The 25,774-nt window shown below is 73.1% G+C and carries 17 protein-coding genes; 14 read left to right on the forward strand and 3 right to left on the reverse strand.

Going from position 1 to position 25,774, the window contains the following annotated elements:
* Positions 1-49: 49 nt before the first annotated feature.
* Positions 50-1,195 (reverse strand): MFS transporter, encoded by a 1,146-nt coding sequence (locus HD593_RS42165; RefSeq protein ID WP_185108071.1) that lies wholly within the window; start codon positions 1,193-1,195, stop codon positions 50-52.
* Between the two features lie 130 nt (positions 1,196-1,325).
* Here HD593_RS42165 and HD593_RS42170 point away from each other — a divergent pair, with 130 nt between their 5' ends.
* The 4 genes from HD593_RS42170 to HD593_RS42185 all read left to right on the forward strand — a co-directional run bounded on the left by HD593_RS42170 (position 1,326) and on the right by HD593_RS42185 (position 6,011).
* Entirely contained in the window at positions 1,326-2,027 is a 702-nt protein-coding gene (locus HD593_RS42170; protein WP_185108073.1) for a helix-turn-helix domain-containing protein, read from the forward strand.
* A 62-nt stretch (positions 2,028-2,089) separates the two neighbouring features.
* Positions 2,090-2,908 carry an ABC transporter ATP-binding protein gene (locus HD593_RS42175; RefSeq protein WP_185108075.1) on the forward strand — a complete coding sequence of 273 codons (819 nt, stop codon included), beginning with the start codon at positions 2,090-2,092 and terminating at the stop codon, positions 2,906-2,908.
* 11 nt (positions 2,909-2,919) lie between these two features.
* Complete coding sequence (locus tag HD593_RS42180) at positions 2,920-3,933, forward strand: ABC transporter substrate-binding protein (RefSeq protein ID WP_185108077.1); 1,014 nt, start codon at positions 2,920-2,922, stop codon at positions 3,931-3,933.
* Positions 3,930-6,011 carry an iron ABC transporter permease gene (locus tag HD593_RS42185; protein WP_185108079.1) on the forward strand — a complete coding sequence of 694 codons (2,082 nt, stop codon included), beginning with the start codon at positions 3,930-3,932 and terminating at the stop codon, positions 6,009-6,011. Before HD593_RS42180 ends, HD593_RS42185 begins: the two co-directional genes overlap by 4 nt.
* 46 nt (positions 6,012-6,057) lie before the next feature.
* Here HD593_RS42185 and HD593_RS42190 read toward each other — a convergent pair whose 3' ends face one another.
* Complete coding sequence (locus HD593_RS42190) at positions 6,058-6,639, reverse strand: TetR/AcrR family transcriptional regulator (protein ID WP_185108081.1); 582 nt, start codon at positions 6,637-6,639, stop codon at positions 6,058-6,060.
* A gap of 109 nt (positions 6,640-6,748) precedes the next feature.
* On the opposite strand from HD593_RS42190, the gene HD593_RS42195 reads away from it, so the two are divergent.
* On the forward strand, positions 6,749-8,329 hold the full coding sequence (locus tag HD593_RS42195) for an MDR family MFS transporter (protein WP_465264304.1): 1,581 nt from the start codon (positions 6,749-6,751) through the stop codon (positions 8,327-8,329).
* Positions 8,330-8,482: 153 nt separating this feature from the next.
* On the opposite strand, the gene HD593_RS42200 is transcribed toward HD593_RS42195, so the two are convergent.
* On the reverse strand, positions 8,483-8,836 hold the full coding sequence (locus tag HD593_RS42200; RefSeq protein ID WP_185108083.1) for an ArsC/Spx/MgsR family protein: 354 nt from the start codon (positions 8,834-8,836) through the stop codon (positions 8,483-8,485).
* Positions 8,837-9,018: 182 nt separating this feature from the next.
* Between HD593_RS42200 and HD593_RS42205 the strand changes: the two genes are divergently transcribed.
* The 9 genes from HD593_RS42205 (at position 9,019) to HD593_RS42245 (ending at position 25,774) form a co-directional block, all read left to right on the forward strand.
* A complete protein-coding gene (locus HD593_RS42205; protein WP_185108085.1) occupies positions 9,019-10,737 on the forward strand; it encodes an HAL/PAL/TAL family ammonia-lyase in 1,719 nt (572 codons plus the stop codon).
* A gap of 168 nt (positions 10,738-10,905) precedes the next feature.
* Positions 10,906-11,853, forward strand: coding sequence for a pectate lyase family protein (locus HD593_RS42210; protein ID WP_185108087.1), 948 nt, complete (start codon positions 10,906-10,908; stop codon positions 11,851-11,853).
* 140 nt (positions 11,854-11,993) lie between these two features.
* A complete protein-coding gene (locus tag HD593_RS42215; protein WP_185108089.1) occupies positions 11,994-14,633 on the forward strand; it encodes an MGH1-like glycoside hydrolase domain-containing protein in 2,640 nt (879 codons plus the stop codon).
* Positions 14,634-14,954: 321 nt separating this feature from the next.
* Complete coding sequence (locus HD593_RS42220; RefSeq protein WP_185108091.1) at positions 14,955-17,132, forward strand: vWA domain-containing protein; 2,178 nt, start codon at positions 14,955-14,957, stop codon at positions 17,130-17,132.
* A 7-nt stretch (positions 17,133-17,139) separates the two neighbouring features.
* Positions 17,140-20,253, forward strand: a complete 3,114-nt coding sequence (locus tag HD593_RS42225; RefSeq protein ID WP_185108093.1) for a tubulin-like doman-containing protein — start codon at positions 17,140-17,142, stop codon at positions 20,251-20,253.
* Positions 20,254-20,255: 2 nt separating this feature from the next.
* Positions 20,256-22,091 (forward strand): hypothetical protein, encoded by a 1,836-nt coding sequence (locus tag HD593_RS42230; protein WP_185108095.1) that lies wholly within the window; start codon positions 20,256-20,258, stop codon positions 22,089-22,091.
* Complete coding sequence (locus tag HD593_RS42235; RefSeq protein WP_185108097.1) at positions 22,081-23,082, forward strand: protein kinase family protein; 1,002 nt, start codon at positions 22,081-22,083, stop codon at positions 23,080-23,082. Before HD593_RS42230 ends, HD593_RS42235 begins: the two co-directional genes overlap by 11 nt.
* Positions 23,079-24,083, forward strand: a complete 1,005-nt coding sequence (locus tag HD593_RS42240; protein ID WP_185108098.1) for a hypothetical protein — start codon at positions 23,079-23,081, stop codon at positions 24,081-24,083. Before HD593_RS42235 ends, HD593_RS42240 begins: the two co-directional genes overlap by 4 nt.
* On the forward strand, positions 24,083-25,774 hold the full coding sequence (locus HD593_RS42245; RefSeq protein WP_185108100.1) for a hypothetical protein: 1,692 nt from the start codon (positions 24,083-24,085) through the stop codon (positions 25,772-25,774). The genes HD593_RS42240 and HD593_RS42245 overlap by 1 nt, the downstream gene beginning before the upstream one ends.

Raw genomic sequence — 25,774 nt, forward strand, 5'->3', positions numbered from 1 at the left:
CCCACCGCAGCCGGTCGCCGGCCGGGCAGACCGGCCTTTAGCAGGCCGCTCACCACACCCGGTCGCCGGCCGGGCGCAGCCGGACGGCCAGCGCGCTGAGCAGCAGCGCCGCGACGACGATGGAGGCCAGGGCGAGGCGGAGGCCGGCCAGGCCGCTCAGCGCGCCGATCAGGGCGGGCGCCACGATCGACGCTCCGGGGAACTGGCCGAGCTCGACCATCGACACGCCCTCGCTCGGCGACAGCCCCTCCTGGTGGGCCGCCATCGTGTAGAGAGCGGGGTTGACGGCCGCCATGCCGACCCCGAGCACGACGAACCCTGCCACCGCCGCAGCCGGGGTGCCGATCAGCAGGCAGAGGCCGAAGCCGCCCGCCGCGAACAGGGTGCACGCGCGTACCGTGCGGGCGAGGCCCAGGCGGGCGGTGACCCGGTCCACGGCCAGCAGCGCCACTGTGCCGGTCGTGGCGGCGACGGTGTAGGAGACGCCTCCGGCGACCGGGCCGGCGCCCATGGTGTCGGAGACGTAGACGGCGTTCCAGAGCATCGCCGCCTCCGAGACGAACCCGGACAGGAACGCCATCGCGGTCAGCGGAAGCACGCCGCGGGTGAAGCGCCCGCGCAGCCGCCCCGCTCCCCCGCCCGCCTCGCGCGGCAACCAGCGGGCCGTGGCCGCCAGGCAGAGGCCGAGCAGCGCGCTCGTCAGCACGAACTGCGCCCACGGGCGCACCTCCAGCGCCGCCGCCAGGGTGCCGGTCAGGCCGCCGGCCAGCGTGCCCGCGCCGAAGCAGGCGTCGAAGCCGCCCATGAGGGGCCTGCCGTAGCGGCGCTGGACCTCCAGGGCCAGCGCGCCCATGGGGACGGCCATGACGAAGGAGACCAGGGCCCACGTGGACAGGCCGAGCACCACCGCGGCGAAGCTGCCCGAGGCGGCGAGCGGGGGCACGGTGAGCAGGACGAGCGCGGCCCCGGCGACGCCGAGCAACCGGTTGGGGACCCGGCCCACGAGCAGCACGATCACGCAGAGGCCGGCGACGTTGCCGAGGCTCGGCACGGTGTTCGCCAGGCCCCAGAGGGCGTCGTCCGCGCCCACCTGCCGGCGGATCTCGGGCACCCGGGCGGCCCACCCGCCGATGGGCACGCTCATGATCACGTAGAGCAGGGACACGGCCACCCTGGCCCGGACCGGTGCGGACATGCCTGAACACCTCCGTGACCCCTCGCCGTCGGCCGGTGCCGTGGCACGCTATGGTCCGGCCGCGCGTCCCGTCAACTGTGCGATCCTGTGGGCGTACAGCAGTGATCCCCGACTCCAGCGAGGGAGTCCGATGGGCTTGGAGGTCGAGAGCCGGCCGTCCGACTCGCCGTACGTCGAGCGGGTGTGGCGCAGCCGCAGCGACGACGTCGCGCGCATGACGTCCATCGCGTCGGCGAGCTGGGACCTGGTCTTCTGGGAGCACGGCGGGCAGGTCAGCGCGGCCGTGCAGGGGCCGGAGACGCGGGCCACCCCGGCCCCGGTCCCCGAGTACGCCACGTTCTTCGGCATCAGCTTCGCCGTCGGCGCCTCGATGCCGCACTTCCCGATGGAGCGGCTGGTCGACGGCAACGTGGAGATCCCGGGCACGACGCGCAGGTCGTTCCACCTGAAGGGGTCCACCTGGCGGCTGCCCGGCTACGACGACGCGGAGTGGTTCGTGCGGCGGCTGGTGCGCGAGGAGATCCTGGTCCTCGACCCGGTCGTGGCCGCGGTGCTCGGCGGCGGGCCGGCGGGCGTGTCGGCGCGCACGGTGCAGCGGCGCTTCGTGGCGGCGACCGGGCTCACCCGGGGCACGATCCGGCAGATCGGCCGCGCCAGGCAGGCGGCGGGGCTGCTCCAGGACGGGGTGCCGGCGCACGACGTGATCCACCGGCTGGGCTACTTCGACCAGCCGCACCTGGCGCGCTCGTTGTCCCGCTACGTCGGGCGCACCGCGACCCAGCTGGCCGGACGGACCTCGCCCGAGCCGCTGTCGCTCCTGTACAGGACCTGATCACAGGCGGTAAAGCAACCCCGGCATGGCACCTTTGGCAAGGTTAGCCTAACCTTAGGCCCATGACCGAGGAGATCTCTCTCCGCGGCGCGGAGCTTTGCCTCAGCTACCACGGCACCCCCGTGGTCGAGGACGGTCGCATCACCCTGCGGCCGGGCCACGTGACCGCCCTGGTGGGCCCCAACGGCAGCGGCAAGTCGACGCTGCTGCGCGCGCTGTCCAGGCTCCACCGCCCCGACAGCGGCGCCGTGACGCTCGGTGACGGCGCCGACGCCCTCACCCTGTCCGCGCGCGACTTCGCCTGCCGGGTGACGCTGCTCGCGCAGAGCCGTCCCACCCCGGGCGGCGTGTGCGTGCGCGACGTCGTCGGCTACGGCCGCCACCCCTACCGTCGGCGCTGGCGGGCCGCGGACCCCGACGGCGCCGACCACGTCGAGCGGGCGATGCGGCTCACCGGCGTGACGCGGATGGCCGATCGGCCGGTGGACGAGCTGTCCGGCGGCGAGCTGCAGCGCGTCTGGCTGGCCACCTGCCTGGCCCAGGACACCGGCGTCCTGCTGCTGGACGAGCCCACCACGTTCCTCGACCTGCGTTACCAGGTGGAGCTGCTGGACCTCGTCCGCGACCTGGCCGACGAGCACGGGGTGGCGATCGGCGTGGTCCTGCACGACCTCAACCAGGCCGCCGAGATCGCCGACCACGTCGTGCTCCTGCACCAGGGCCGCATCCGCGCGGACGGCCCGCCCGCCGAGGTCCTCACCGAGGACCTGCTCACCGAAACGTACGGCATCCGCATCGAGGTCAGCCACGACCCGAGGACGGGCACCGTGACCACCAGGCCCATCGGCCGCCACAGCAGAACCGTCCCAGCAACCACATGACAGGAACAACCATGCGCAGCGCCCTGACGGCCCCCCTGACCGCCCCCCTGACGGCCATCGCCGCCATCGTCGCCCTCGCCGCCTGCGGCACGACAGAAGCCCCCGTGACCGAGCAGTCCCCCGCCGCGGCCGGCGCCACGGCCTCGGCGACCGCCGCCGGGCCCATCACCGTGACCGACGCCCGCGGCAAGGAGGTCAAGCTCGACGCCCCGGCGACCAAGGTCGTCAGCCTGGAGTGGGCCGAGACCGAGATGCTGGCCGGACTGGGCGTCATGCCGGTGGGCGCGGCCGACGTCAAGGGGTACGCCACCTGGGACACCGCCGTCAAGCTCGACTCCTCGGTCAAGGACGTCGGCATGCGGCAGGAGCCGAGCATCGACTCCATCAGCGCCCTGTCGCCCGACCTGGTCGTCATGGAGTCCGACGACGAGGAGCTGGCCGCGCAGCTCGAGAAGTTCGTGCCGGTGATCGTGGCCAAGGGCAGCGACGCCACCGACAACCTCAAGCGCATGCGCGACGACCTCAACATGATCGCCACGGCCGTCGGCAAGACCGACGAGGCCGCCAAGCAACTGGCCGACTTCGACGCGGCGCTCGCCGACGGCAAGGCGAAGATCGCCGCCGCGGGCGGCGCCGGCAAGCCGTTCGTCATGGCCGACGGGTGGAAGCAGGGCAGCACGATCTCCGTCCGCCTGTTCGGCAAGGGCTCGCTGGTCTCCGAGGTGGCCACGCAGCTCGGCCTCAAGAACGCCTGGACGGGCAAGGTCGACGAGCAGTGGGGCCTGGGCACCACCGACGTCGAGGGCCTGAGCGTGCTCAAGGACCCGGAGACCCGCTTCTTCTACAACGCCTCCGACGGCGAAGACGTCTTCGCCGACGGGCTCAAGGACAACGCCATCTGGAAGTCGCTGCCGTTCGTCGAGAAGCAGCAGGTCACCAAGCTGCCTGACGGCATCTGGACCTTCGGCGGCCCCCTGTCCGCGCAGCAGTACGCCGACGCGCTGGTGAAGGCGTACACCGGTTGAGCACGGACGTCCTGACCCCGGCGCCGCCCACCACGCCGCTGCGGCGGCTGGGCACCGCCGGGGTCTTCCTCCTTGCCCTGGCCGCCACCGTCCTGGTGTCGGCCGTGCACGTTACGCAGGGCACCTCGTCGATCGGCGCGCTGGACCTGCTGGCGCTGCCGTTCGGCGGCTCGGACAACGCCGAGGAGGCCGCGCGCGTGCTGCTGGCCTCGCGGCTGCCCCGGCTGCTGGCCGGCATCTGCGTCGGCGTCGCGCTGGGCGTGGCGGGCGCGCTGCTGCAGTCCGTCGCCCGCAACGCGATGGCCGCGCCGGACACCCTGGCCGTCAGCTCGGGTGCGTACCTGGCGGTCGCCGCCGCGGCCGCCTTCGGGCTGGCGCTGCCCGTGCCCGTGTCGGGCGGGCTCGCGCTGGCCGGCGGCCTGGCCGCCGCCGCGCTGGTGCTGGCGCTGTCGGCGGGCGGGCGCACCGGCACCACCCGGCTGATCCTCGCCGGTACGGCCACGTCGCTGGCGCTCAGCTCGCTGACGAACCTGGTCATGATCCTGTTCGAGCAGGAGACCACCGGGCTGTTCGGCTGGGGCAGCGGCTCGCTCGTGCAGAGCGACCTGGACGCCGTCACCCAGCTCGGCCCGCTCATCGCGATCGCGCTGGCCGCGGCGGTGGTGGCCGGGCCCCGGCTGGACATCCTCGGCCTGGGCGACGACACCGCCACGGTCCTCGGCGTGAACGTGCGGCGGCTGCGCCTGTGGCTCACCCTGCTGGCCGTGCTGCTGTCGGCGGCGGCGGTGACGATCGCCGGGCCGATCGGGTTCGTCGGGCTGTGCGCGCCGGTCGTCGTGCGGCTGCTGCCGAAGTCCATCCCCGGGCTGCACAGGCACCGCAGCCTGCTGCCCCTGTCCGGGCTGGCGGGCGTGCTGATCATGCTGGGCTCCGACATCGTGCTGCGTGCCGTGCTGGGCGCGCAGGCCGGGGTGGAGGTGCCGCCCGGCGTGGTGACCACCGTGATCGGCGCCGTGGTGATGATCTGGCTGGCCCGCCGCTACCGCGACGCAGGACCGACCCGCAAGCCGCCCTCCGTGCGTACGGGCGGGGCCCGCTCGCGCACCGCCTTCCTCACCGTGGTCGCCCTCTGCGCCTTCCTGGTGGCCGGCGCGGCCGTGCTCGGCCTGCTCGGCGGCGACCGGTGGCTGCTCACCGGCGACGTGCTCAACTGGTTGCAGGGCCGCAGCGGGCGGGCCCTGACGTTCGTGCTCGACCAGCGCTGGCCGCGGGTGGCCGCCGCCCTGCTGGCCGGCACGGCGCTGGCCGTGGCGGGCGCGGCCGTGCAGGCCGTGTGCCGCAACCCGCTGGCCGAGCCCGGCGTGCTCGGCGTCACCACCGGCGCGGGCGTCGGCGCGATCTCGCTGCTCACGCTGGCGCCGATGGCCGGCATCTGGTCGATGTCCGCCGCGGCGGGCGCGGGCGCGCTGATCGCGTTCGCGGTGGTGTACGGGCTGGCGTGGCGCGGCGGGCTGAGCTCCGACCGGCTGGTCCTCATCGGCGTCGCCATGCAGAACGCCTGCACCGCCGTCACCGTGCTGATCATCGTGCTGTCCGACCCGTGGAACACCGCCAAGGCCCTCACCTGGCTGTCCGGCTCCACGTACGGGCGGATCCCTGAGCAGCTCATCCCCGTCGTGCTCGCCCTCGCGATCGTCACCCCGCTGCTGGTGTGGCTGCGCCGCGACCTCGATCTGCTGGCCCTGGACGAGGACACGCCGCGCATCCTGGGCGTCCCCCTGGAGCCGGTACGGCTGGGCGCGCTCGCCGGGGCCGTGCTGCTCACCTCCACGGCGGTCGCGGCGGTCGGGGTCGTCGCCTTCGTCGGCCTCGTCGCCCCGCACGCCGCCCGCGCCCTGGTCGGCGCGCACCACTCCCGGGTGCTGCCGGTCGCGGCGCTGCTCGGGGCGCTGCTGGTCAGCCTCGCCGACACGCTGGGGCGGACCGTGATCGCGCCGGCGCAGGTGCCGGCGGGGCTGGTGACGGCGCTGATCGGCACGCCGTACTTCGTCTACCTGCTGTGGCGGGCGCGCGCCTGATCACCCTCGTTCGCCCGGTCCTTCCGAGGCCTGTGACCGTCCAGGCTCAGGTGAAGGGCCGGGCGATCTCGTCCAGTGCCAGCGTCGTCAGCTCGTCCAGCGACCGGGTCTCCGGCTCGGCGCACCACCGCTGCGTGGCGATCCGCATCGCGGCCAGGAACGCGGCGGTGATCAGCTCAGGGCCGACGTCTCGGTGGTCGCGCTCGGCCACCGCCCGGCTCAGCTCGTGCTCCAGCCGTACCCGCCCCGCGAGCTGCCTGGCCAGCAGGGACGGGTGTCTCATGGCCAGGCGGGCACGCAGGTGCCACTCGCGGTCGGGCCCGCCGGTCTCGGCGTAGAGGCTCTGCAGCGCCCCGCGCAGCGCCTGCCAGGCGGTCCGCCCTTCCGGTTGCTCGCGTACGCGCAGCACCAGGCTGTCCAGGCGCGCCTCGTCGCCGTACAGCAGCGCGTCCTCCTTGCCGTCGAAGTAGTTGGAGAACGTGCGCCGCGAGATGTTGGCGGCGTCGGCGATGGCTTCGACGGTGACGTTGTCGAGGCCGTGCTCGATGGTGAGCCGCAGCGCGGCCTCGTGCACCGCCTGCCGGGTCTCGGCCTTCTTGCGCTCCCGCAAACCTGCTGTGCTGCCCATGATGCCCCACAGCTTACCCAATGGGAATAAATGCTCAATGCGCAAAGTTGCCCCATGTGCATGTAGGGTGTCCGGGTTGATCTCTTCTTCCTAGAAACGGAGGTTGCGCGTGAGTGCACAGCCGGCAGCGCCGTCCACGGCGGAGCCGATGACCCACCGCCAAATCCTCGAAGCTCTGAGCGGCCTGCTGCTCGTCCTGTTCGTCGCCATGATCAGCGGCACCATCGTCTCGGTGGCGCTACCCCAGATCATCGGCGCGCTGGAGGGCAACCAGTCGCAGTACACCTGGGTCGTCACGGCATCCCTGCTGGCCTCGACCGCCTCCACGCCCATCTGGGGCAAGCTCGCCGACCTGTTCAACAAGAAGCTGCTGCTCCAGATCTCCATCGTGATCTTCATGGTCAGCTCGCTGGCCTGCGGGTTCGCCCAGAACACCGGCCAGCTCATCGCGTTCCGCGCGGTGCAGGGCCTGGGCATGGGCGCGCTGCAGATCCTCGCGCAGGTCGTGATCGCCGCCATGATCTCGCCCAAGGAGCGCGGCCGCTACAACGGTTACCTCGGCGCCGTCATGGCCGTGGCGACGGTCGGCGGCCCGCTGCTCGGCGGCCTCATCGCCGACACCTCCTGGCTCGGCTGGCGCTGGTGCTTCTTCATCGCCGTGCCGTTCACCATCGCCGCCTTCGCGCTGCTGGCCAAGACGCTGCACCTGCCGACCGTACGGCGGGCGAACGTGAGCATCGACTACTGGGGCGCCACCCTCATCGCCGCCGGCGTCAGCATCCTGCTCATCTGGGTCACCTTCGTCGGCAACGACTTCGACTGGCTGTCGTGGCAGACGGCGGCGATGGCAGGCGGCGGCGTGGTGCTGCTCGCCCTGGCCACGTGGGTCGAGTCGGTCGTCAGGGAGCCGGTCGTGCCGCTGCACGTCATCCGGCGGCGCACTCCGGCGCTGGCCATCCTGGCCAGCCTCGCGGTCGGCATGGCCATGTTCGGCGGCTCGGTCTTCCTCGGGCAGTACTTCCAGATCGGCCGCGGGTTCAGCCCCACCGAGGCGGGCCTGCTGACCATTCCCATGATGGCGGGCGTGCTGCTGTCGTCCACGATCAGCGGGCGGATGGTGTCCAACACCGGGCGGACGAAGCCGTACATCCTGGTCGGCCTGGTCGTCCTGCTGGCGGGCTTCGCGGGCCTGTCCACCATCGACCACGAGACCTCGCTGGTGCTGGTCTCCGTCTACATGCTCGCCGTCGGCATCGGCGTCGGCATGTCCATGCAGAACCTCGTCCTGGTCATCCAGAACACCGTCCCGCTCAGCGAGATCGGCGCCGCCAGCGGCGCGGTCACGTTCTTCCGCTCGCTCGGCGGCACCGTCGGCGTGTCGGTGCTCGGCGCGGTGCTGGCCAACCGCGTCGCGACCAGCATCTCGGAGGGGCTGGTCAAGGCCGGGATCCCGGCCGGCGGCGACGCCGCCGCGGCCGGTGGCAGCCTGAACATCGCCGCCCTGCCCGAGCCGGTCAAGGAGATCGTCAGGTCCGCGTACGGCGACGCCACCGGCCACATCTTCCTCATCTCGACGGCCATCGCCGCCGTCGGCCTGGTCGCCGCGGCCTTCCTCAAGCCCGCCAGGCTCCGCGACAGCCTCGACCTGCCCGCGCCGCCGGCCAAGGAGGAGGCCGTCGCCGGCGCGTGACTCCCGGCCAGGAAGGCCGCGTTCCCCGTATCGCCCGCGGGGACGCGGCCTTCCTCCTGCCCGGCCGGACGCGCGGGACTCACAACACCGCCCGCCCGGCCCCATCCGCGGGACTCACAACACCGACCGCCCGCCCCGCCGGACGCGCGGGGCTCACAACATCGACCGCACCGCGTCCTCGGACCGGCCGATGACCGCCGAACCGTCGTCGGCCGTGATGATCGGGCGCTGGATCAGGATCGGGTTCTGCGCCAGGGCCCTGATCCACCGGTCACGCGCGGAGGCGTCCCGGGGCCACTCGTCCAGCCCCAGCTCGGCCGCCCGCGCCTCCCCGACCCGCGTGATGTCCCACGGGTCCAGGCCGAGCCTGGCCAGCACCTCGCGCAGCTCGGGCTCGTTCGGCGGGTCCTCCAGGTAGTGGCGCACCGTGTACTGCGCGGACTCGGCGTCCAGGACGGACAGCGCGGAGCTGCACTTCGAGCACGCGGGGTTGATCCAGATCTCCATGGCAGACGACCGTATCGGGCCGATCGCCCTCCGTCCTCCCTCGAGGGGAGCATTCCCAGGAAGTTGTCATGGAAAGGGTCGAGATCGGGTCAGCACTCCTCCCTCCGGGGCCGGGTCGTCCTCCGCGGACGCCGGTGCCCCGCTAGAACGTAACGGCACCGATGTCCCCCGAGGGAGCCGCCATGACCCGACGCATCGCCACCGTCCTCGTCCTGGTCGCCGCCCTGTGCGTGCCCGGGCAGGCGGTCGCCGGGCCCGCCCCCGCGGCCGCGCCGGCACCGGCTCCGGCTCCGGCTCCGGCGCCTCGCCCGCTGAGCCTGGTGCTGGACGGCGCCTCGTTCTCGCTGCGGGACGCGTTCGCGATCCTCGACGGCCGTCCCGTCTCCGCCTCCCTCGCCCCGGCCGCCCGCGCCACCATGGCCAGGGCCCGCGCGGGCGCGCTGGCCGCCCTGGAAGGGCAGCGGGTGTACGGCTGGAACCAGGCGCTCGGGCCGCTCAAGGACCGCCCGCTCACGCCCGGGCAGCAGGAACGGTTCCAGCGCAACATCCTGCGCTCCCACGCCGCGGGCGTCGGCGCCCCGCTGCCCGACGACGTGGTCAGGCTGGCCCTGATCCTCAAGGCGAACCAGCTCGCCAGGGGCCGCTCCGGCGTCCGCCCCGAGGTGCCGCAGCGGCTGCTGGACCTGGTGAACGCCGGCGTCGTGCCGCGGATGCCGCAGATCGGCTCCCTGGGCACCGGAGACCTGCAACCCCAGGCCGCGGCCGGCCTCGCGGCGATCGGCGAGGACGCGCCGGTACGGTTCCGCGGCCAGGAGGGCCCCGCCTCCGAGCTGCTGCCCCGGGCCGGGCTGGCCAGGGACTTCACCCTCCAGGCCGGGGAGGCGCTGCCGATCGTCAGCGGCAGCACCGTGCTGGCCGCCACGCTGGCGCACGCCGTGCACCGCGCCGCCGCGCTGGCCGACCAGGCGGAGGGGGCGTTCGCCCTGTTCATGGAGGCGACCAGGGCCGAGCGGAGCTCGCTGGACGCCCGTACCCATGCCGAACGGCACATCCCCGAGGAGAGCGCGGTCGCCGCGCGGCTGCGCGCGATGGTGGCGGGCTCGCGCTGGATGACGGACGAGGGCCGTCGCCGCCTCAGCCCCGAGCCGCGCGTCCAGGACGCGGTGTCGGTACGGGCGGCGCCGCACATCCTGGCCGGCCTGCGGCACACGCTCGCCGACGCCCGCCGCACGCTGACGCGGGAGGCCAACTCCTCCACCTCCAACCCGCTGGTCTTCAGGCGTGAGCGGGGACAGGGGTACGAGTTCGTGATGGGCGGCAACTGGGACGGCTCCGTCATGGGACACCTGGCCGACACCCTGAACGCGGAGATCACCGACGTCGGCGTGCTGTCGCAGGAGCTGTCGGGCCGGCTGCTGTCCCCCAGGTGGAGCTACGGCCTGCCGGCGAACCTGGCCGGCCCGCCCGTCGGCCTGAACTCCGGCCTGGTGCAGGTGCAGACGGTGGCCGCCGCGCTGATCCCCGAGATGCAGGCCAGGGCCACCCCGGCGGGCACCCTGTCGCGCCCGGTCAAGGACGGGCAGGAGGACCACAACACGATGGCCATGGCCTCGGCCCGCCACCTGCACGAGAACCTCGACCGGCTGGAGATCGTCCTGGCCGTCCAGTACCTGATGGCGGCCCAGGGCATCGACCTCATCTCCGGGCGGATGGCGGGCCTGCCGCTGGGCACCATCACGGGGCGCCTGCGGGCGGAGCTCAGGCGGTACGTCGCGCCGCTCGGCGACGACCGCTACCAGACGCCCGACCTGGAGCGGGCCGTCTGGCTGGTGCGCAACCGGCGGCTGGTGCCGTCCGACCTGAAAGTTTCACCATCGTCAACCCCGGTTGTAATGCCCTGACCGGCCACGACGCCGGATGCGCCGAAAGGATCTCCGGCGCTTGATTGACGACCGGAAAGCGCTTTCCTAGATTCACTGTCGTTCACTCACATGCCTGGCGTTCACATACGTGAACGGCAGGCACAGACAGCACCTACAGACAACCCGCAGTAGGTAGGAGCGCATCTCATGAGCACATCACGACGTGTCCTCACCCTCCTCACCAGCCTGGCCGCCGCGGCCGCCGGGCTGACGGCGGCGGCCTCGGCACCGGCCGCGGCCGACACCCCGCTGGTCGGCTGGGCCACGCAGGGCGGCGGGACCACCGGCGGCGGCAGCGTGCCCGCCACGACCGTCTCCTCGGCGTCCGCGCTGTCGAGCGCGCTGTCGTCCGGCTCCGCCGCCGTGATCAGGGTCTCCGGCACCATCTCCTGCTCCGGCATGCTCCGCGTGGCCTCGAACAAGACCGTCATCGGCAACTCGGGCGCGACCATCTCCGGGTGCGGCTTCAACGTCTCGCAGGCGTCGAACGTCATCATCCGCAACCTCAACTTCAGGAACTGGGGCGACGACGGCATCAACGTCCAGTACTCGACCCGCGTCTACATCGACCACAACTCCTTCAGCAACGGCGGCGACGGCGCCCTGGACATCAAGCGGTCCAGCGACTACATCACGGTGTCCTGGAACCGGTTCTTCGACCACGACAAGACCATGCTGCTGGGCCACAGCGACAGCAACGGCGCCGAGGACCGGGGCCGCCTGCGGGTGACGTACCACCACAACTGGTTCGACGGCACCAACCAGCGCCACCCGCGCGTCCGCTTCGGCAACCCGGTGCACGTCTTCAACAACTACTACGGCAACGTCGGCAGCTACGGCGTCGCCTCCACCCAGGAGGCCGGCGTGCTCGTCGAGGGCAACTACTTCGAGAACACCGACGATCCGTTCCACCTGGGTGAGGGCAGCTCCCCCGCCGGCAGCCTGGTGGCCCGCAACAACCACTTCGTCAACTCCGGCAGCGGCCAGAGCGGCGGCAGCGTCCGGTCGATCCCGTACTCGTACTCGCTCGACAGCGCCTCCAGCGTCAAGTCGATCGTGACGGCGGGCGCCGGTGCGGGCCGCATCTCCGTCTGACCATCCCCGGGCCGTGAGCGCGGCCGGCCTCCCGCGCTCACGGCCACCGGAAGGCAGGCTGTACCGCCGGCTGGACGCGGCTGACGAACCTCACTTCCCGGGGAGGAGCCAGGGGGCGGGCTTCGGAGGATGCTGCGCCCATGGATGCCGAACGAGAACGACTGGCGCAGTCGGCCGCCCCTGACGCCCCGTGGCGCCGATGGGGGCCGTACCTGAGCGAGCGGCAGTGGGGCACGGTCCGCGAGGACTACAGCGCGGCGGGCGACGCGTGGAACCACTTCCCGCACGACCACGCCCGCTCCCGCGCCTACCGGTCGGGCGAGGACGGGCTCGGCGGCGTCAGCGACGACAAGCAGCGGCTCTGCCTGTCGATGGCGCTGTGGAACGGCAAGGACCCGATACTGAAGGAGCGGCCGTTCGGGCTCACGAACGGCGAGGGCAACCACGGCGAGGACGTCAAGGAGTACTACTTCTACCTCGACAGCACGCCCACCCACGCTTACATGCGGTACCTGTACAAGTACCCGCAGGCCCCCTTCCCCTACGACGACCTGGTCACCACGAACGCGGCCAGGGACGCGCACGCCTTCGAGTACGAGCTGCTCGACACGGGCGTCTTCGAGGGCGGCCGGTACTTCGACGTGTTCGCCGAGTACGCCAAGGCCGCCCCCGACGACCTGCTCATGCTCGTCACCGTGGCGAACCGGGGCCCCGAGGCGGCCACCCTGCACGTGCTGCCGACGCTGTGGTTCCGCAACACCTGGTCGTGGGGGGCCGGAACGGCCAAGCCAACGCTGCGGGCCGCGGAGCCGGGGGTGATCCTGGCCGAGCATCCCGGGCTGGGGACGTACCGGCTGTACTGCGCGGCGGACGCGCCGCTGCTGTTCACCGAGAACGAGACGAACCACGAGCGGCTGTCCGGCGGCCCGAACGCCTCCCCGTACGTCAAGGACGGCATCGGCCGCCACGTCGTGGGCGGGGAGAGCGGGGCGGTGAACCCGGAGCGGGCGGGCACCAAGGCCGCCGTGCATCACGTGCTGACCGTGCCGGCGGGCGGCGAGGTGACCGTACGCGTCCGGCTGGCCGCGGGCGAGGCGGGCCCGGACCCGCTCGGATCGGGCTTCGACGAGGTGCTGCGCCGGCGCAGGGCGGAGGCGGACGCGTTCTACGCCGAGCTCACCCCGGCGGACCTCGGGCGGGACGAGGCGATGGTGCTCCGGCAGGCGCTGTCGGGCCTGCTGTGGAGCAAGCAGTACTACCACTTCGACGTCGAGACCTGGCTGGCCGAGCACGGCGCCGACCCGTGGACCCGCACCGGGCAGCGCAACCACGGCTGGTTCGACCTGACCGCCGACGACGTGCTGCTCATGCCGGACAAGTGGGAGTATCCCTGGTTCGCCGCCTGGGACCTGGCCTTCCACGCGGTCGCGCTGTCCGTGGTGGACCTCGACCTGGCCAAGCACCAGATCGAGGTGCTGCTGGGCGACCGGTACCTGCACGCGGGCGGCCAGGTGCCCGCGTACGAGTGGGCGTTCGGCGACGTCAATCCGCCGGTGCAGGCGTGGGCGGCGCGCTTCGTCAACAGCCTGGACAGGCGGCTCGACGGCCGGAGCGACCTGGACTTCGTCGAGCGGGTCTTCCAGAAGCTGCTGGTGAACTTCACCTGGTGGGTCAACCGCAAGGACCCGGAGGGGCGCAACGTGTTCCAGGGCGGCTTCCTCGGCCTGGACAACATCGGCGTCTTCGACCGCAGCGCCGAGCTGCCGACCGGCGGCACGCTCGACCAGGCCGACGGCACGGCGTGGATGGCGTTCTACGCGCAGACGATGCTGCAGATGGCCGCCGAGCTGTCGGACCGGGCGCCCGCGTACGAGGATCTGGCCGTGCGCTTCGCGATGGCCTTCCTGCGCATCTCCGCCGCCACCGACCGGGTCGGCGACCTGAAGGAGGAGATGTGGGACGAGGCGGACGGCTTCTTCTACGACGTGCTGCGGCTGCCCGGCGGCGACGCCACCCGGCTCAGGGCGCGCTCCCTGGTGGGGCTGCTGCCGCTCTGCGCGACCACGGTCTTCACGCCGCGCGCCGATGAGTCGCAGGCCCGGCTGTTCAACCGGGTCAGGGCGTTCGCGGACCGGCATCCCGACCTGGCCGCGGGCATGTCGGCGGCCGACCGGCCGGGCGTGGCGGGCCGCCGGATGTTGTCCCTGCTGGACGAGCGGAAGCTGCGGCGGCTGCTGGCGCGCATGCTCGACGAGAACGAGTTCCTCGGCCCGTACGGGATCCGGTCGTTGTCGCGGCACCACGCCGAGCACCCGTACACGTTCCACGTGGCCGGCCGCGAGTACAAGGTGGCGTACCAGCCGGCCGAGTCCGACAGCCGGATGTTCGGCGGCAACTCCAACTGGCGGGGGCCGGTGTGGTTCCCGGTCAACGTGCTGCTCATCCGGGCGCTGCTGCACCTGTACGCCTTCTACGGCGACGACTTCACCGTGGAGTGCCCGACGGGCTCCGGCAACCGGATGACGCTGTTCGAGGTGAGCAGGGAGATCTCCGACCGGCTCGTGCGCACGTTCCTGCGCGGCCGGGACGGGCGGCGTCCGGTGTACGGCGGGCAGCGCGTCTTCCAGGAGGACCCGCACTGGCGGGACCTGATCCAGTTCCACGAGTACTTCCACGGCGACAACGGCGCGGGGCTGGGCGCGGCGCACCAGACGGGGTGGACGTCGCTGGTGGCCGTACTCATGATCGTCTACGGCCGGCTCTCCGCCACCGACTTCTAGCCGGATGGTCGTTTCCCTCCGCCCCGGCCCAAAACCGGGGCGGATGCCGTTTTTGACGGATAAATGCGCATAAACCCGTATTTACTGAACTCTTGACTCAGCAGTCCCACGCTCGTGACCTTCCCCATAGAATCCCTGTATGCGGGGTAGACACCGGCGATTACGGACATGCACAATCCGACAGACGTCGTGACCGGAAATGGGGCTGAAACTTCTCGGGGCTTCTCTCCGTTCTGCGGATAAGAAAAACGGCAACTGCGAGGAAATGTGCGCGTCACTTCATCCCTCAGGTTTCTTTTCGCGCTGACCGTGACCGCTGCCGTGACCACTGCCGGGGCGTTCTCCCCGACGGCCGCGCACGCCGCACCACCTTCCGACGTCAAGCCCGTCCGCGTCGTCATCCTGGTCGACGAGTCGGGCAGCCTCAAGGACCAGGACGTCACCCGCGAGCGGGCCGCCGCCCAGCTCATCGCGCTCAGCGAGCTCTCGCCGCAGTCGCAGGTGGCCGTGGTGGGCTTCGGCAGCTCCAACGGGCCGGGCCAGTCCGCGGTCGACATCGTGTGCCCGCTGACCGGGGTGCAGACCGCTCAGGACCGCGAGTCGCTGGGCCGGTGCGTGGAGAAGCTGCGCCTGCGTGCCGCGGAGGAGGGCAACGACACCGACCACGCCGCCGCCCTGGAGCAGGCGCTGGCCATCATGGACCAGCCCGACGACCAGCAGCGCGCGAAGATCGTGTTCCTGCTGACCGACGGCGTGCTCGACGTGCGCAACAGCCCCCAGTACGGCGCCGACGCCCAGGCCCGCAACGCCAACGCCCAGGCGCAGATCACCCGCAGCCTCGACGACGCCAAGCGGGGCCGGGTGCAGATCTGGCCGCTCGGCTTCGGCGCCGCCGACAAGTCCGCGCTCGACGACTTCGCGGCCGGCGGCTGGGTCCAGCCCTGCGGCGACCAGCGGACCACCACCCCGAGGGCCCGCGTCGTGGCCACCTCGGCCGACGTGGAGCGCTCGCTGCTGGAGGCGTTCGCCTACGCCAGGTGCGCCGGCATCGAGGAGTCCGTGACCGACTCGCTCGACGCGGGCGCCACCATCGACCTGCACGTCAACATCCCGATCATCGCCACCGACGGCTCGATCGTGGTGGTCAAGCGCGACAAGCGCATCCAGGCCACCTACTTCGACCCCGAGGGCACGCAGGTGCCCAAGCAGGGCGAGCTGAAGGAGTCCACCTTCCAGGCCGCGGGCGAGGCCGGCCCGGTGGAGTCGCTGCGCATCCGCAACCCGCTGCCGGGCCAGTGGCGTATCCAGCTCAAGTCGCCGCCCGGCGTGAGCCGCCAGGAGGTCAGCGCGACCGTCGTCTGGCAGGGCGCGCTGCGGGCCTCGATCTCGCTGAGCAACCCCCGGCCGCGCCCCGGCGAGCAGGTGAACGTGCGGCTGCGCCTGCAGACCAGGACGGGCACGATCACCGACCCGGCGGCGCTGGAGGGCCTGCGGTTCAGCGCGCGGATGTCCGGCGAGGGCTTCCAGGAGGTCCCGGTCGAGCTGGGCGACACCGGCGAGGGGGCCGACCGGGGACAGGGCGACGGCGAGTACTCCGGCCAGATCGTCATCCCGGCCACGGCCACCGGCGCGCTGTCGTTCGTCGGCAGGGTGACCGGGCCCGGCGTGGCCGGTGACGAGCGGCCGTACGAGACCCGCATCGCCGGGCCGGCCGACCGGCTGCGCGCCCAGGTGGAGCTCGGCTCCGCCACCGTCGAGCCGGGCGGCACGCTCGCGGGCACCGTCCGCGTCACCAACGACGCCGAACCCGTCCAGCTCGGCCTGCGGCTCGTGGACGTCCCCGGCACCGTGAGCCTGTCCGCCCAGCAGCTCCAGGCGCCCACGGGCAGCTCCGAGCAGGGCTTCGAGCTGCGCGTCGGCGCCGACGCCGGCGAGGGCACGGTGAGCGGCGTGGTCCAGGTGCTCGACCTGGCCGGGCAGGTCGTGGCCGAGGAGTTCGTGGACGTGGACGTGCGGCCGCCGACGCCGCTGTGGCAGCGGGCGTTGCAGGCCCTGCTGATCCTCCTCGTGATCCTCGCGGTGGCGCTGCCGTTCCTGCTGGCCAGGAGGCGGGCGCGGCGGCGGGCGGCCGATCCGAGCGAGCTGACCCTGCACCTGTTCGACCGGCCGGGCGAGCCGTACATCAGCCGGCTCCAGGCGCCGCTGGGCGAGGGGCCGGAGTTCATGTTCGAGGTGAGCGACGGGCGGCTGGTGCGTACCTACGGGACCGGCTACGCCGTACGCCGGGGGCAGGGCCGTACCGTGCTGGTCCGCGACCCGTCGGGGCGGGAGCTGGACCCGCTCATCCCGGGCCGGCCGATCGCCCTGCCGAACGGCATGTACCTCGGCGTGGACGACGGCCGGGCCAGGGGCGGCGGCGCCGAGCAGCCCGCCTACGGCTCGGCCGAGCCCTACCGGAGCAGGACCGACCGACCGATGCCAGGCGACGACCTGTTGTGAGGGATGCATGAGGATCTTCGATCCGATGATGTTCGTGGGGCTCGGCGGCACCGGCTGCCGGGTCGGGGTGGAGCTGGAGCGCTGGCTGCGAGACGAGCTGTGCGGTCCCGACGGCATGGATCTGATCAGGAACTTCAGCTGGCAGAACTACCAGCCCTACGAGCTGCCTTCCTGCCTGCAGTTCGTCTACGTGGACCTCAACGAGGACGAGCTGAACCGTACCCGCCGCCGGGTGGTGCCGACCGAGCGGGAGCTGCCGGCGGCGGGCCGGACCGCGCACCTGATCCACGACGTGGTGCCCAAGTTCGACTCCTACCCGGAGGTGGCCCGGAGCCTGCGGGCCACGCTGGGCGACCACGTCAAGGACTGGCTGCCGCCCCGCGAGCAGGAGCCGCTGGTCGCACCGCTGATGCGGGGCGCCGGGCAGCTCCCGACGGTGGCCAGGGCGGCGCTGTTCGAGCGCATGCGCCACGGCACCGGGCCTGTCGTGCAGGGCATCGAGGACGCCATCGGCGCGATCAGCAACTCCGGCAGCGAGCTGGCCGCGCTGGGCGGCCGGCTGCGGCGCACCTGCGACGTGTTCGTGGCCTTCTCGGTGGCGGGCGGCACCGGCAGCGGCATCTTCTACGACTACCTGCACCTGATCGGCGACGCCTTCGCCCGCAACCACATCAGGGCCAGGATCCACCCGCTGGTCGTCATGCCGTCGGCGTTCGTCGAGGGCAAGGGCGGCGGGCGCCGGGCGCGGCTGAACGCCGGGGCGAGCCTGCTCGACCTGTTCCGGCTCGTCGACGACCAGAACGCGCCGCACGCGGGCACGCAGGTGGACGAGCAGGGCATCGTCGGCGAGCTGGGCGTGCGCTACCCGGGCAGGGGCGAGGTGCGCCTGGCCACCGGCACGGTGCAGACCGCGTTCCTGTTCACCATGCCGCCCGGCGTCGAGCGCGACGACCTGCACCGCTCGATCGCCTCGCTGATCGTGTCGCTGGCCGGCACCCGGCCGACCACCGCGGGCGAGGCCAACGGCGGCATGGAGGACCGCGGCGAGTCCTCCTTCGCCGACGACTTCATCAACCGGGCCGTGGAGCGCGAGGTGCCCGCCGCCTCCGGGATCGGCAACCGGGGCGTGTCCACGGCGTTCGTCTCCTCGATGACCGTGCCGGTCGAGGAGCTGGCCGACCTGGTCAGCTCGCGGCTGCTGGCCCGCGCGGTGGCGCAGCTCGAAGCCGTGCCGCCGGGCGCCGCCGAGAGCAACGTGGACGAGATCCGGCGCCTGTTCACCACCACCAACCTGGAGCCGCTCAACACCCGCGAGCCGCTGCCGCTGCCCGAGGCGCGCACCGCGACCGGCGCGACCGAGATCCAGAAGTCGCTGGCCAACCGGCTGCGCGCGATGGAGGACAATCTGGCCTCGCTGGAGCGGCAGCTCAGCCGCGCCGTCCCGGCCATGGCCAAGGACATGGACGTGCGGCGCGGCGCGATGGAGGGGCTCGGCCACGTCGATCCGTTCCGGCTGCGGCGGGTGGTGACGGGCCTGCCCGGCGACGTGCACGAGGCCGACAAGCTCGGCTTCGCCGGGCTGCTCGACCAGCGCAGGGCGCAGCCGCGCAAGCCGTACGAGAACATGACGGAGGCGCCGCCGCAGCCGCGGCCGATGCGCGACCGGCTGCTGCGCAAGGTGCAGTGGAGCGACCCCGAGGTGCAGGCGTCGCTGCACGACCAGGACGCCTGGTACCTGTGGCGCAGCCAGGCGCTCTGGCACCGGGCCTGGGCCGACCAGATGCCGCGCTGGGAGCCGCTGCGCAAGCAGCTCATCCGCGAGGTGCGCGACTTCACCGAGGTGTTCGCCGAGCACGCCGACGCCGACCCCGAGCGGTTCGCGCGCCGCGCGGGCGAGCTGTACGAGACCCGCGTCGGCGTCTACCACCTGCTGCCACCGGCGGGCGCCGAGTCCTTCTACGACGCGGTCGTGCGCCGCTTCGTGGACGTGTACGTGGCCCGTCAGCTCCTGCGGCCGACCGACGGCGAGGCCGGCGTGGTCAACGCGCTGATCGGGCCGGACGGCTGGCGGCACGCCTACGACGTGGCCTGGCGCACCGGCAAGCCCGCCGACGCGCTGGCCTGGGTGCGGGAGCGGCTCAAGCTGGAGGTCAAGAAGCTCTTCAAGGACCGCGACGAGGCCGCCGTGCTGGGCGAGCAGCCACTGCTGCCGTCCCTGGCCGACATCCTCGCCCAGGCCGCGAAGGGCGGCGGCGACGACCCGCACGTGCGGCAGTTCCAGCTCAAGCTGGCCGACCTGGTGCCGGGCGGCTTCACCCCCGACGGCAGCGGCGACCTGAAGGTGCTCGTCTCCTACCCGGCTCCGGCCAAGGACCCCGAGCTCGAACGGTTCCTGAAGGAGCGGATCGACCTGCCGGGCGTGCCCGACTTCCGCAACATCGACGCCGACTCGGTGACGATCGTGCAGGTGCGTACCTCGATGAGCGTCACCCAGGTGCGCGAGCTGCGCGAGGTGCTGCACAGCTGGGCCGGAGCCCTGCAGCACGAGCAGGCGCAGGACCACCTGAAGTGGCGCCAGCGGCTCGGCTACGACTTCGGCTACCTGGCCACCACCGAGGAGCACCGGGTCCGCATCCTGCACCGGCTGCTCTGCCTGCTCTGGAACGGGCAGGTCAGCGTGGTCGAGGGCGAGCCGCACTCGCCGTCGCGGATCAGGATCGACGTCGAGGGCGGCTCGATGACGCTGCCGCTGACCGGCTACGGCAAGGCGTCCTCGTGGCCGAGCATCCTGCGGGCCTACGAGCAGTGGGTGATCGGCGGCGACGAGGAGTTCCGCGGCCTGGTGAGCGAGCAGCTCATGGACGCCCTGCCGAAGGGCCTGGCGGGCACGCTCAGCGTCCCCCACCCGCTCTACCAGCAGGTCACCGGCATGGCCGCCGACCAGCTCGGGCTGCTGGAGATCATGATGCCGAAGCTGCCGTCCGGCGCCCGCAACCGGGCCGACCAGCTCGTCGCGTTCTGGGCGAGCACCCTGCCCGCCGCGCTGGACCTGCCGTTCGAACGGGTCGCCGAGGCCGTCGCCTACAACCTGCGCGACCTGGACGCGCTCGCCGGGGAGTGAGCATGGTCGTGGTGCTCGACCTCCGCAAGGAGGAGGTGTCCAGGCTCGGCCCCCGGGTCCTGGTGGTGACCGACACCGAGCGGCTGGCCGCCGGGCAGCAGGCGCTGCAGGAGGTGCTCAGCTCGCGCCTGGTCAGGTCGGTGCTGGTGGTGGCGCTGGGGCCCGAGCCGCGCCTGCCTCCCGCGCTGAACGGCGAGAGCCGCAGGGTGCTGTGGGTGGGCGACCCCTGCGGCATCCTGTGGAACGCCGACACCGGCGAGGCGGCGCACGGGCCCGAGACCAGCTCGGAGGCCATCCTGATCGACCTGCTGTCCCAGCCCGAGGTGTTCGACCAGGTGGTCGGCGAGCTGGGCGAGATCCCGTACGGCACCGCCTCCCCCGGCTGGCGCATCGTGGCGGGCCGCATCGACCCGGAGGTGCTGGCGCAGGCCTTCACCGACGTGGCGGAGCGGTTCGCCGGGCCGCCGCAGCAGGACCCCGGGCTCTTCGGCTCGCCGCTGGCCACCGCGCTGCCGGTGCTCAGCGGCAGCGCGGACCTGCCCGCCGACCTCCTCGACGCGCTCGTCCCCGACGGCCGGATGGACCGGCTCTACCGGCAGGCCCGCGACCGCCTCGACCGCGCCGGCCGGGCACTGGACGACCTCGGCTACTTCAGCACCGCCCCGGTCAGGGCCGCGCTCGCGGACGAGGTGATCGCCGCCGGGCGGGCGCTGGCCGAGTTCCGCGACGCGGTCGTCCGGTTGTTCGCCGAGATCGACCAGGGCGACGAGGACGCCCCCGCCGTGCTGGCCGCCAACGGCGTCAAGTTCGCCACCCCGGCCGGCATGGGGCACGCCGAGATCGTCGCGGAGCTGCGCGCCGACGTGGACTCGGCCCTGGCCGAGCGCAGGAGCCTGATGCGGCTGGTCTCGCGGCTGCGCGCGCTGGCCGACCAGAGCGCGCCCATCGGCAGCGCCGCCTTCGTGCCCGGCTGCGGGCGCAGGTGCCCCGACGAGCTGCTGAACGAGCTGCACGCGCCCGCCGAGTTCCCCCGGGGGCTGGTGAACCGCTTCCTGCTCTGGCGGCGCTCGCGCGACTGGTGGCGGCAGCAGCTCTCGCTCGGCCCGGCCAGGACCGCGCTCGACGAGCTGCGCTCGCTGCTCGAACGGGTCGCCGCCAGCGAGTGGACGCTCGGCCAGGCCCGCATGCACACCTCCGACGCGGCCCGCACGATCGCGGCGACGCTGGCCGAGATCTGCGCGCAGGTGTCGGCGACGCTGTACGACTGGAGCAGCGCCGAGGCCGGGCAGGCCGCCGCCGCCGAGGCCCTGGACGAGGAGGTCACCGTGCGCCTGCGCGACCGCGGCGGCCAGCTCCGCGAGGTCATCACCGGCGACCTGCTCGACGCGGTGACGGGCTGGCTGGAGCCCGGCTGGCCGGCGCTGGAGCACGGCGACTACCGCGACGCGCGGACGGGCCTGGAACGGCGGGTCGACGAGACGCTCCGGCAGTACCGCTACCACCTGGTCCACCGGGGCGTGCAGGAGAAACCCGACTTCGGCACCGCCGACGCGGGCCGGCAGGAGCTGGTGGACGCGGTGTGGCGGCAGTCGCAGCAGGTCGTGCGGGCCCTTCAGGCCCCGCCCGGCGGGCAGATGTTGCAGCTCTGCGGCGATCGTGACCTGTCGCTGCTGCTGCGGCAGGCGTACGCGGTGCGGTTCGCGCCCAGGGCCGTGCGGGGCCAGGGCAACCCGCCCGGAGTCGTGTGGACCCGGTCGGGCCAGTACGCCGGCACGCTCCGGCTGGTGCCGCTGCGTCCGGGGACGGTGGAGGAGAACTGGAGCGGTGATGGAGCCTGAGCCGATGGACTTCACCTCCCCCGAAGGCGACCCGGTGAGCTGGGAGGTGGAGGCGGAGCCGTGGCAGAACCCGTTCGAGCGCCGGGTCACCCACCTCGCCTCCGGCACCAAGCTCGTGCAGCGGCGCGTGCCGCGCGCCGAGGGCCGCGACCGCGAGTACCTGTACGACCTGCTGGAGAACGAGGCCCGCATCGGCGCCAGGCTGCTCACCCGGCTGCGCCGCGCCTACCCGCCCGAGCTGCCCCGGCTGATCGGCTACAGCCTCGACGAGGAGGAGCCGTTCGTGCTGCTCTACGACTACCGGGGCGAGCCCGTCAGCCGCCACTTCGGCGCGCTGCTGATCAGCGAGCAGCGCACGCTGCAGGCGAGCCTCTTCCGCGCCATCCGCATCCTGTCGGCCTGCGACGTCGTGCACCGGCGCGTCGAGCCCGCCACCGTGCGTTGGGACGGCACCACCGTGCAGCTCACCGACCTCAGCCACGCGACGCTGATCGGCACCCGCCGGCTGCGGATCGGCGAGGCGCCCTACGCCTCCCCCGCCCAGCGCTCCGGCGAGGGCCTGGCCGCCACGGCCGACGACCTCTGGGGCGCGGGCATGGTGATCTACCGTACGGTCACCGGCCGCGAGATCGCCGACCTGCCCGACCTGTCGGCCACCCCGGCCCTGCAACCGCTCAAGGACATCTTCTCCGACTCGCCGCCGTCGGCGCGGGAGGTGCTGGCCCGGCTGCGCGTGCCCGACCCGATGCAGACCCTCGCCGTCGAGCGGGACCTCGGGCTGGAGGAGGGCCGCGCCGCCTTCGACCGGGCGCGCGAGGCCAGGCGCGACCCGGTGGCCGCCGAGAAGCACGCCGAGGAGCACGCCACCCGGATCCATCCCGTCCCTCCGGAGCCGGAGGTCCAGGGCAGGGCGCTGCCCTGGTGGGCCCGGTGGCTGCCGCTGGCCGTCCTGCTCGCCCTGCTGATCGTCCTCTGGGTGGTGACCCGGTGATCCTCTGCCCCATCTGCCTGCACGAGTTCGCCTGGAGCGAGGACGAGCTCTACGAGCGCACCCCCGCGGGCCAGTACCAGCCGCTCTCCCTGGAGCACGTGACCGGGCCCCGCCGCGAGGACCTCCTGCGGGCCGCGCACGTCCGCTGCCCCGCCCCCGTGCCGGACTCCGGCCTCGAACACCACCTGCCCTACACCTACGTCCGGCACGGCCGCCCCCTGGTGATCGGCCTGGTCGGCGGCCCGGAGACGGGCAAGACCCACCTGCTGGCCGCCATGATCGGCGCCATCGAGCAGGGCGGGCTGCGGCCGTACGGGCTGACCACCGACGCCGTCGACATCGAGCGGCACGCCGAGTACGTCAACTCCTACGTCCGCCCGCTGCTCGTCGAGCGGGCCGCGCTGAGCCGCACCACGCACCGGGCCACCGCCGAGCCCGTGGACGCGCTGCTCGTCAACGACGGCCGGCACACCACCGCGGTCGCCTTCTTCGACATTGCCGGCGAGCTGCTGCGCAGCGCCACCCACGAGGCCACCAGGTTCGTGCCTGCCCTCGGCGGGCTGCTGTTCGTGATCGACGCTGCCACCAGGTCGGCCAGGATGGGCGACGAGTCGTTCAGGGCCGTGCTGGACCGGCTGCCCAAGACCGGCGGCCGGCTGGACATCCCCGCCGCCATCGCGGTCACCAAGAGCGACGCGGTGCGCTTCCAGGCGCCGGTCGACACGTGGCTGTACGCCGAGCCCGACGGGCTGGACCCGGCCGCGGTCCTGCGGGAGAGCCGCGACGTCTACGCCTACCTGCACCGGCGGGGGGCGCAGGCGTGGCTGAGCCCGTACGACAAGTGCCGCAAGTGCACCCTGCACTTCGTCTCGGCGACCGGCGCCGCCGCCACCGAGGGCCGCTACCGGCGGGGAGTGCGGCCCCGGCGCGTCCTCGAACCCCTGATCTCGCTCTTCGCCATGACCGGCGTCCTGCGCGGCTACCCGGAGGTGGGGCTCTGATGGGACGGTACGCCAGCGTCGACTGGATCCAGTTCGAATGGGACGAGCAGCGCACCGGCCTCGGCCCCGGGCGCACCTCGCTGGAGCAGACCGGCGGCTGGTACCACCGGCTCGGGCCCTGGCTCGATCCCGGGCCCGAGCCCGGGGTCAGCCTCTGCCGGCTGCTCGTGGACGGGCGCGTGGTGGTGCTCGCCAGGACCCGGACCGGCGGCGCCGACAGCCGGCGCACCATCCGCGTCCAGGCGTATCTGGGCGGCTCCGCCTCCCGGCCGATGGCCATGCCGAACGTGCGGCAGACGCTCGCGCTGGCCGCCGGCTGGGCCGCCCGGCTGCCCGACAAGGACGAGCCGCTCGACCTGGGCAAGCTGATCAGCTCGTACGACGGCGCGCGGGCCGCGCTCGACCGGGAGTCGCGGGCGGCGGCTTCGGCGCTCGCGCCGATCGTGTCCGAGTGCCTGCGGCGGCCGGGGGCGCCGCTGTCGGTGGCCTCGGGCGGGAACCCGATCGTGCAGCTGTGGGGGCTGGTGGACATCCTGGATCTGGCGTTGGGGAGCTTCCCCGAGACGTTCTCCACGTACGAGAGCGATGATCTCAAGCAGGGGGCGGAGATCATCTTTCTGCGGCAGTGGCCGGGGGTGTCGTCGCAGAGCTCCTACCGGACCCGGGTGGATCCGCGTTCTCCCGATCAGGGGGATCGGTGTGCCGGGATCGCGTCCATGCTGGTGGAGGCGTACGCGCGGGATCAGCTCGTGGGGCTGGTGAAGCGGCTGCGGATCAGTGACGAGACGCCGATGGAGGAGCGGTTGCGGCGGCTCGCGTCCGTCACGCCCGACTCGACCGCGCTCGTGGCCCGGCCGCCGGTGGCGGAGGAGGCGGGGGACGAGCTGGTCTGGTCGCCACAGCCTCCCGGCCGCCCGGAGCCCGCGACCCCGGCCCGAGGCGAGCCTCCGTACCAGGCAGCACCGGCCCCGCCGTCCGCACAGGCAGCGGCCGCGCAGGCGGGGCAGACCGCGGAGTTGCAGCGGCCTCGAGCCGCGGGCCAGGCGGTGTCGGCGCGGGGCACACCGACCACCGACCCGGCGCGGACGGCGGCTGGGCAGGCCCCGGGCCGCGTGGCCGGCAGGCAGGCGCCGCACGGCGAGGCCCCCGCCCCGCCCGGCCAGCCCGCTGAGCCGCTCTCATCGGGGAGCCACGGCGAGGAGGAGCCGCCGCCCCACGCGCCGGAGAGCCGCGGCCGAGGCTCGGCTGGTGCTGCCGCTGGCCGGGCAGCTGGCGGTGCTGCGGCCGGCGGCACGGGCCGCAGCGCGCCCAGCGGCGTGGCGGGCGGGGCGGTCGGTGGGGCGGGTGGGGTGCAGCAGTATGCGGAGCAGGATGCGTTCGAGATGCTCTGTACCGACCTGCTCCAGGCGTCCTCCGCCAAGGAGGTCACGACGATCCTGCAGGAGATGCGCGCCTGGGCCGCCAGGCGGCAGCCGGCCGAGATGCGTGCGCGCCTGCCCCGCCTGATCCCCGTCCTGGAGAGCCGCCTGCAGGAGAGCCAGATCAACCCGGTCCTGCGCGCCCTCCTGGACCCGGACGCCCAGCCCCACGCCGCGAGGCCGAACTGGCTCGACCCCAAGTGGCTGGTCATCGTCGCGATGCTGGCCGTCCTGGTGATCCTCGTGGCCGTGACCCTGGTCCTCCTCGTCTGA

The organism is Nonomuraea rubra (assembly GCF_014207985.1).
GTDB lineage: Bacteria > Actinomycetota > Actinomycetes > Streptosporangiales > Streptosporangiaceae > Nonomuraea > Nonomuraea rubra.

Coding starts and splice junctions, on each gene's coding strand:
- HD593_RS42165 (WP_185108071.1), bottom strand. CDS start 1,195: ATGTCCGCACCGGTCCGGGCCAGGGTGGCCGTGTCCCTGCTCTACGTG.
- HD593_RS42170 (WP_185108073.1), top strand. CDS start 1,326: ATGGGCTTGGAGGTCGAGAGCCGGCCGTCCGACTCGCCGTACGTCGAG.
- HD593_RS42175 (WP_185108075.1), top strand. CDS start 2,090: ATGACCGAGGAGATCTCTCTCCGCGGCGCGGAGCTTTGCCTCAGCTAC.
- HD593_RS42180 (WP_185108077.1), top strand. CDS start 2,920: ATGCGCAGCGCCCTGACGGCCCCCCTGACCGCCCCCCTGACGGCCATC.
- HD593_RS42190 (WP_185108081.1), bottom strand. CDS start 6,639: ATGGGCAGCACAGCAGGTTTGCGGGAGCGCAAGAAGGCCGAGACCCGG.
- HD593_RS42200 (WP_185108083.1), bottom strand. CDS start 8,836: ATGGAGATCTGGATCAACCCCGCGTGCTCGAAGTGCAGCTCCGCGCTG.
- HD593_RS42205 (WP_185108085.1), top strand. CDS start 9,019: ATGACCCGACGCATCGCCACCGTCCTCGTCCTGGTCGCCGCCCTGTGC.
- HD593_RS42210 (WP_185108087.1), top strand. CDS start 10,906: ATGAGCACATCACGACGTGTCCTCACCCTCCTCACCAGCCTGGCCGCC.
- HD593_RS42215 (WP_185108089.1), top strand. CDS start 11,994: ATGGATGCCGAACGAGAACGACTGGCGCAGTCGGCCGCCCCTGACGCC.
- HD593_RS42225 (WP_185108093.1), top strand. CDS start 17,140: ATGAGGATCTTCGATCCGATGATGTTCGTGGGGCTCGGCGGCACCGGC.
- HD593_RS42230 (WP_185108095.1), top strand. CDS start 20,256: ATGGTCGTGGTGCTCGACCTCCGCAAGGAGGAGGTGTCCAGGCTCGGC.
- HD593_RS42235 (WP_185108097.1), top strand. CDS start 22,081: ATGGAGCCTGAGCCGATGGACTTCACCTCCCCCGAAGGCGACCCGGTG.
- HD593_RS42245 (WP_185108100.1), top strand. CDS start 24,083: ATGGGACGGTACGCCAGCGTCGACTGGATCCAGTTCGAATGGGACGAG.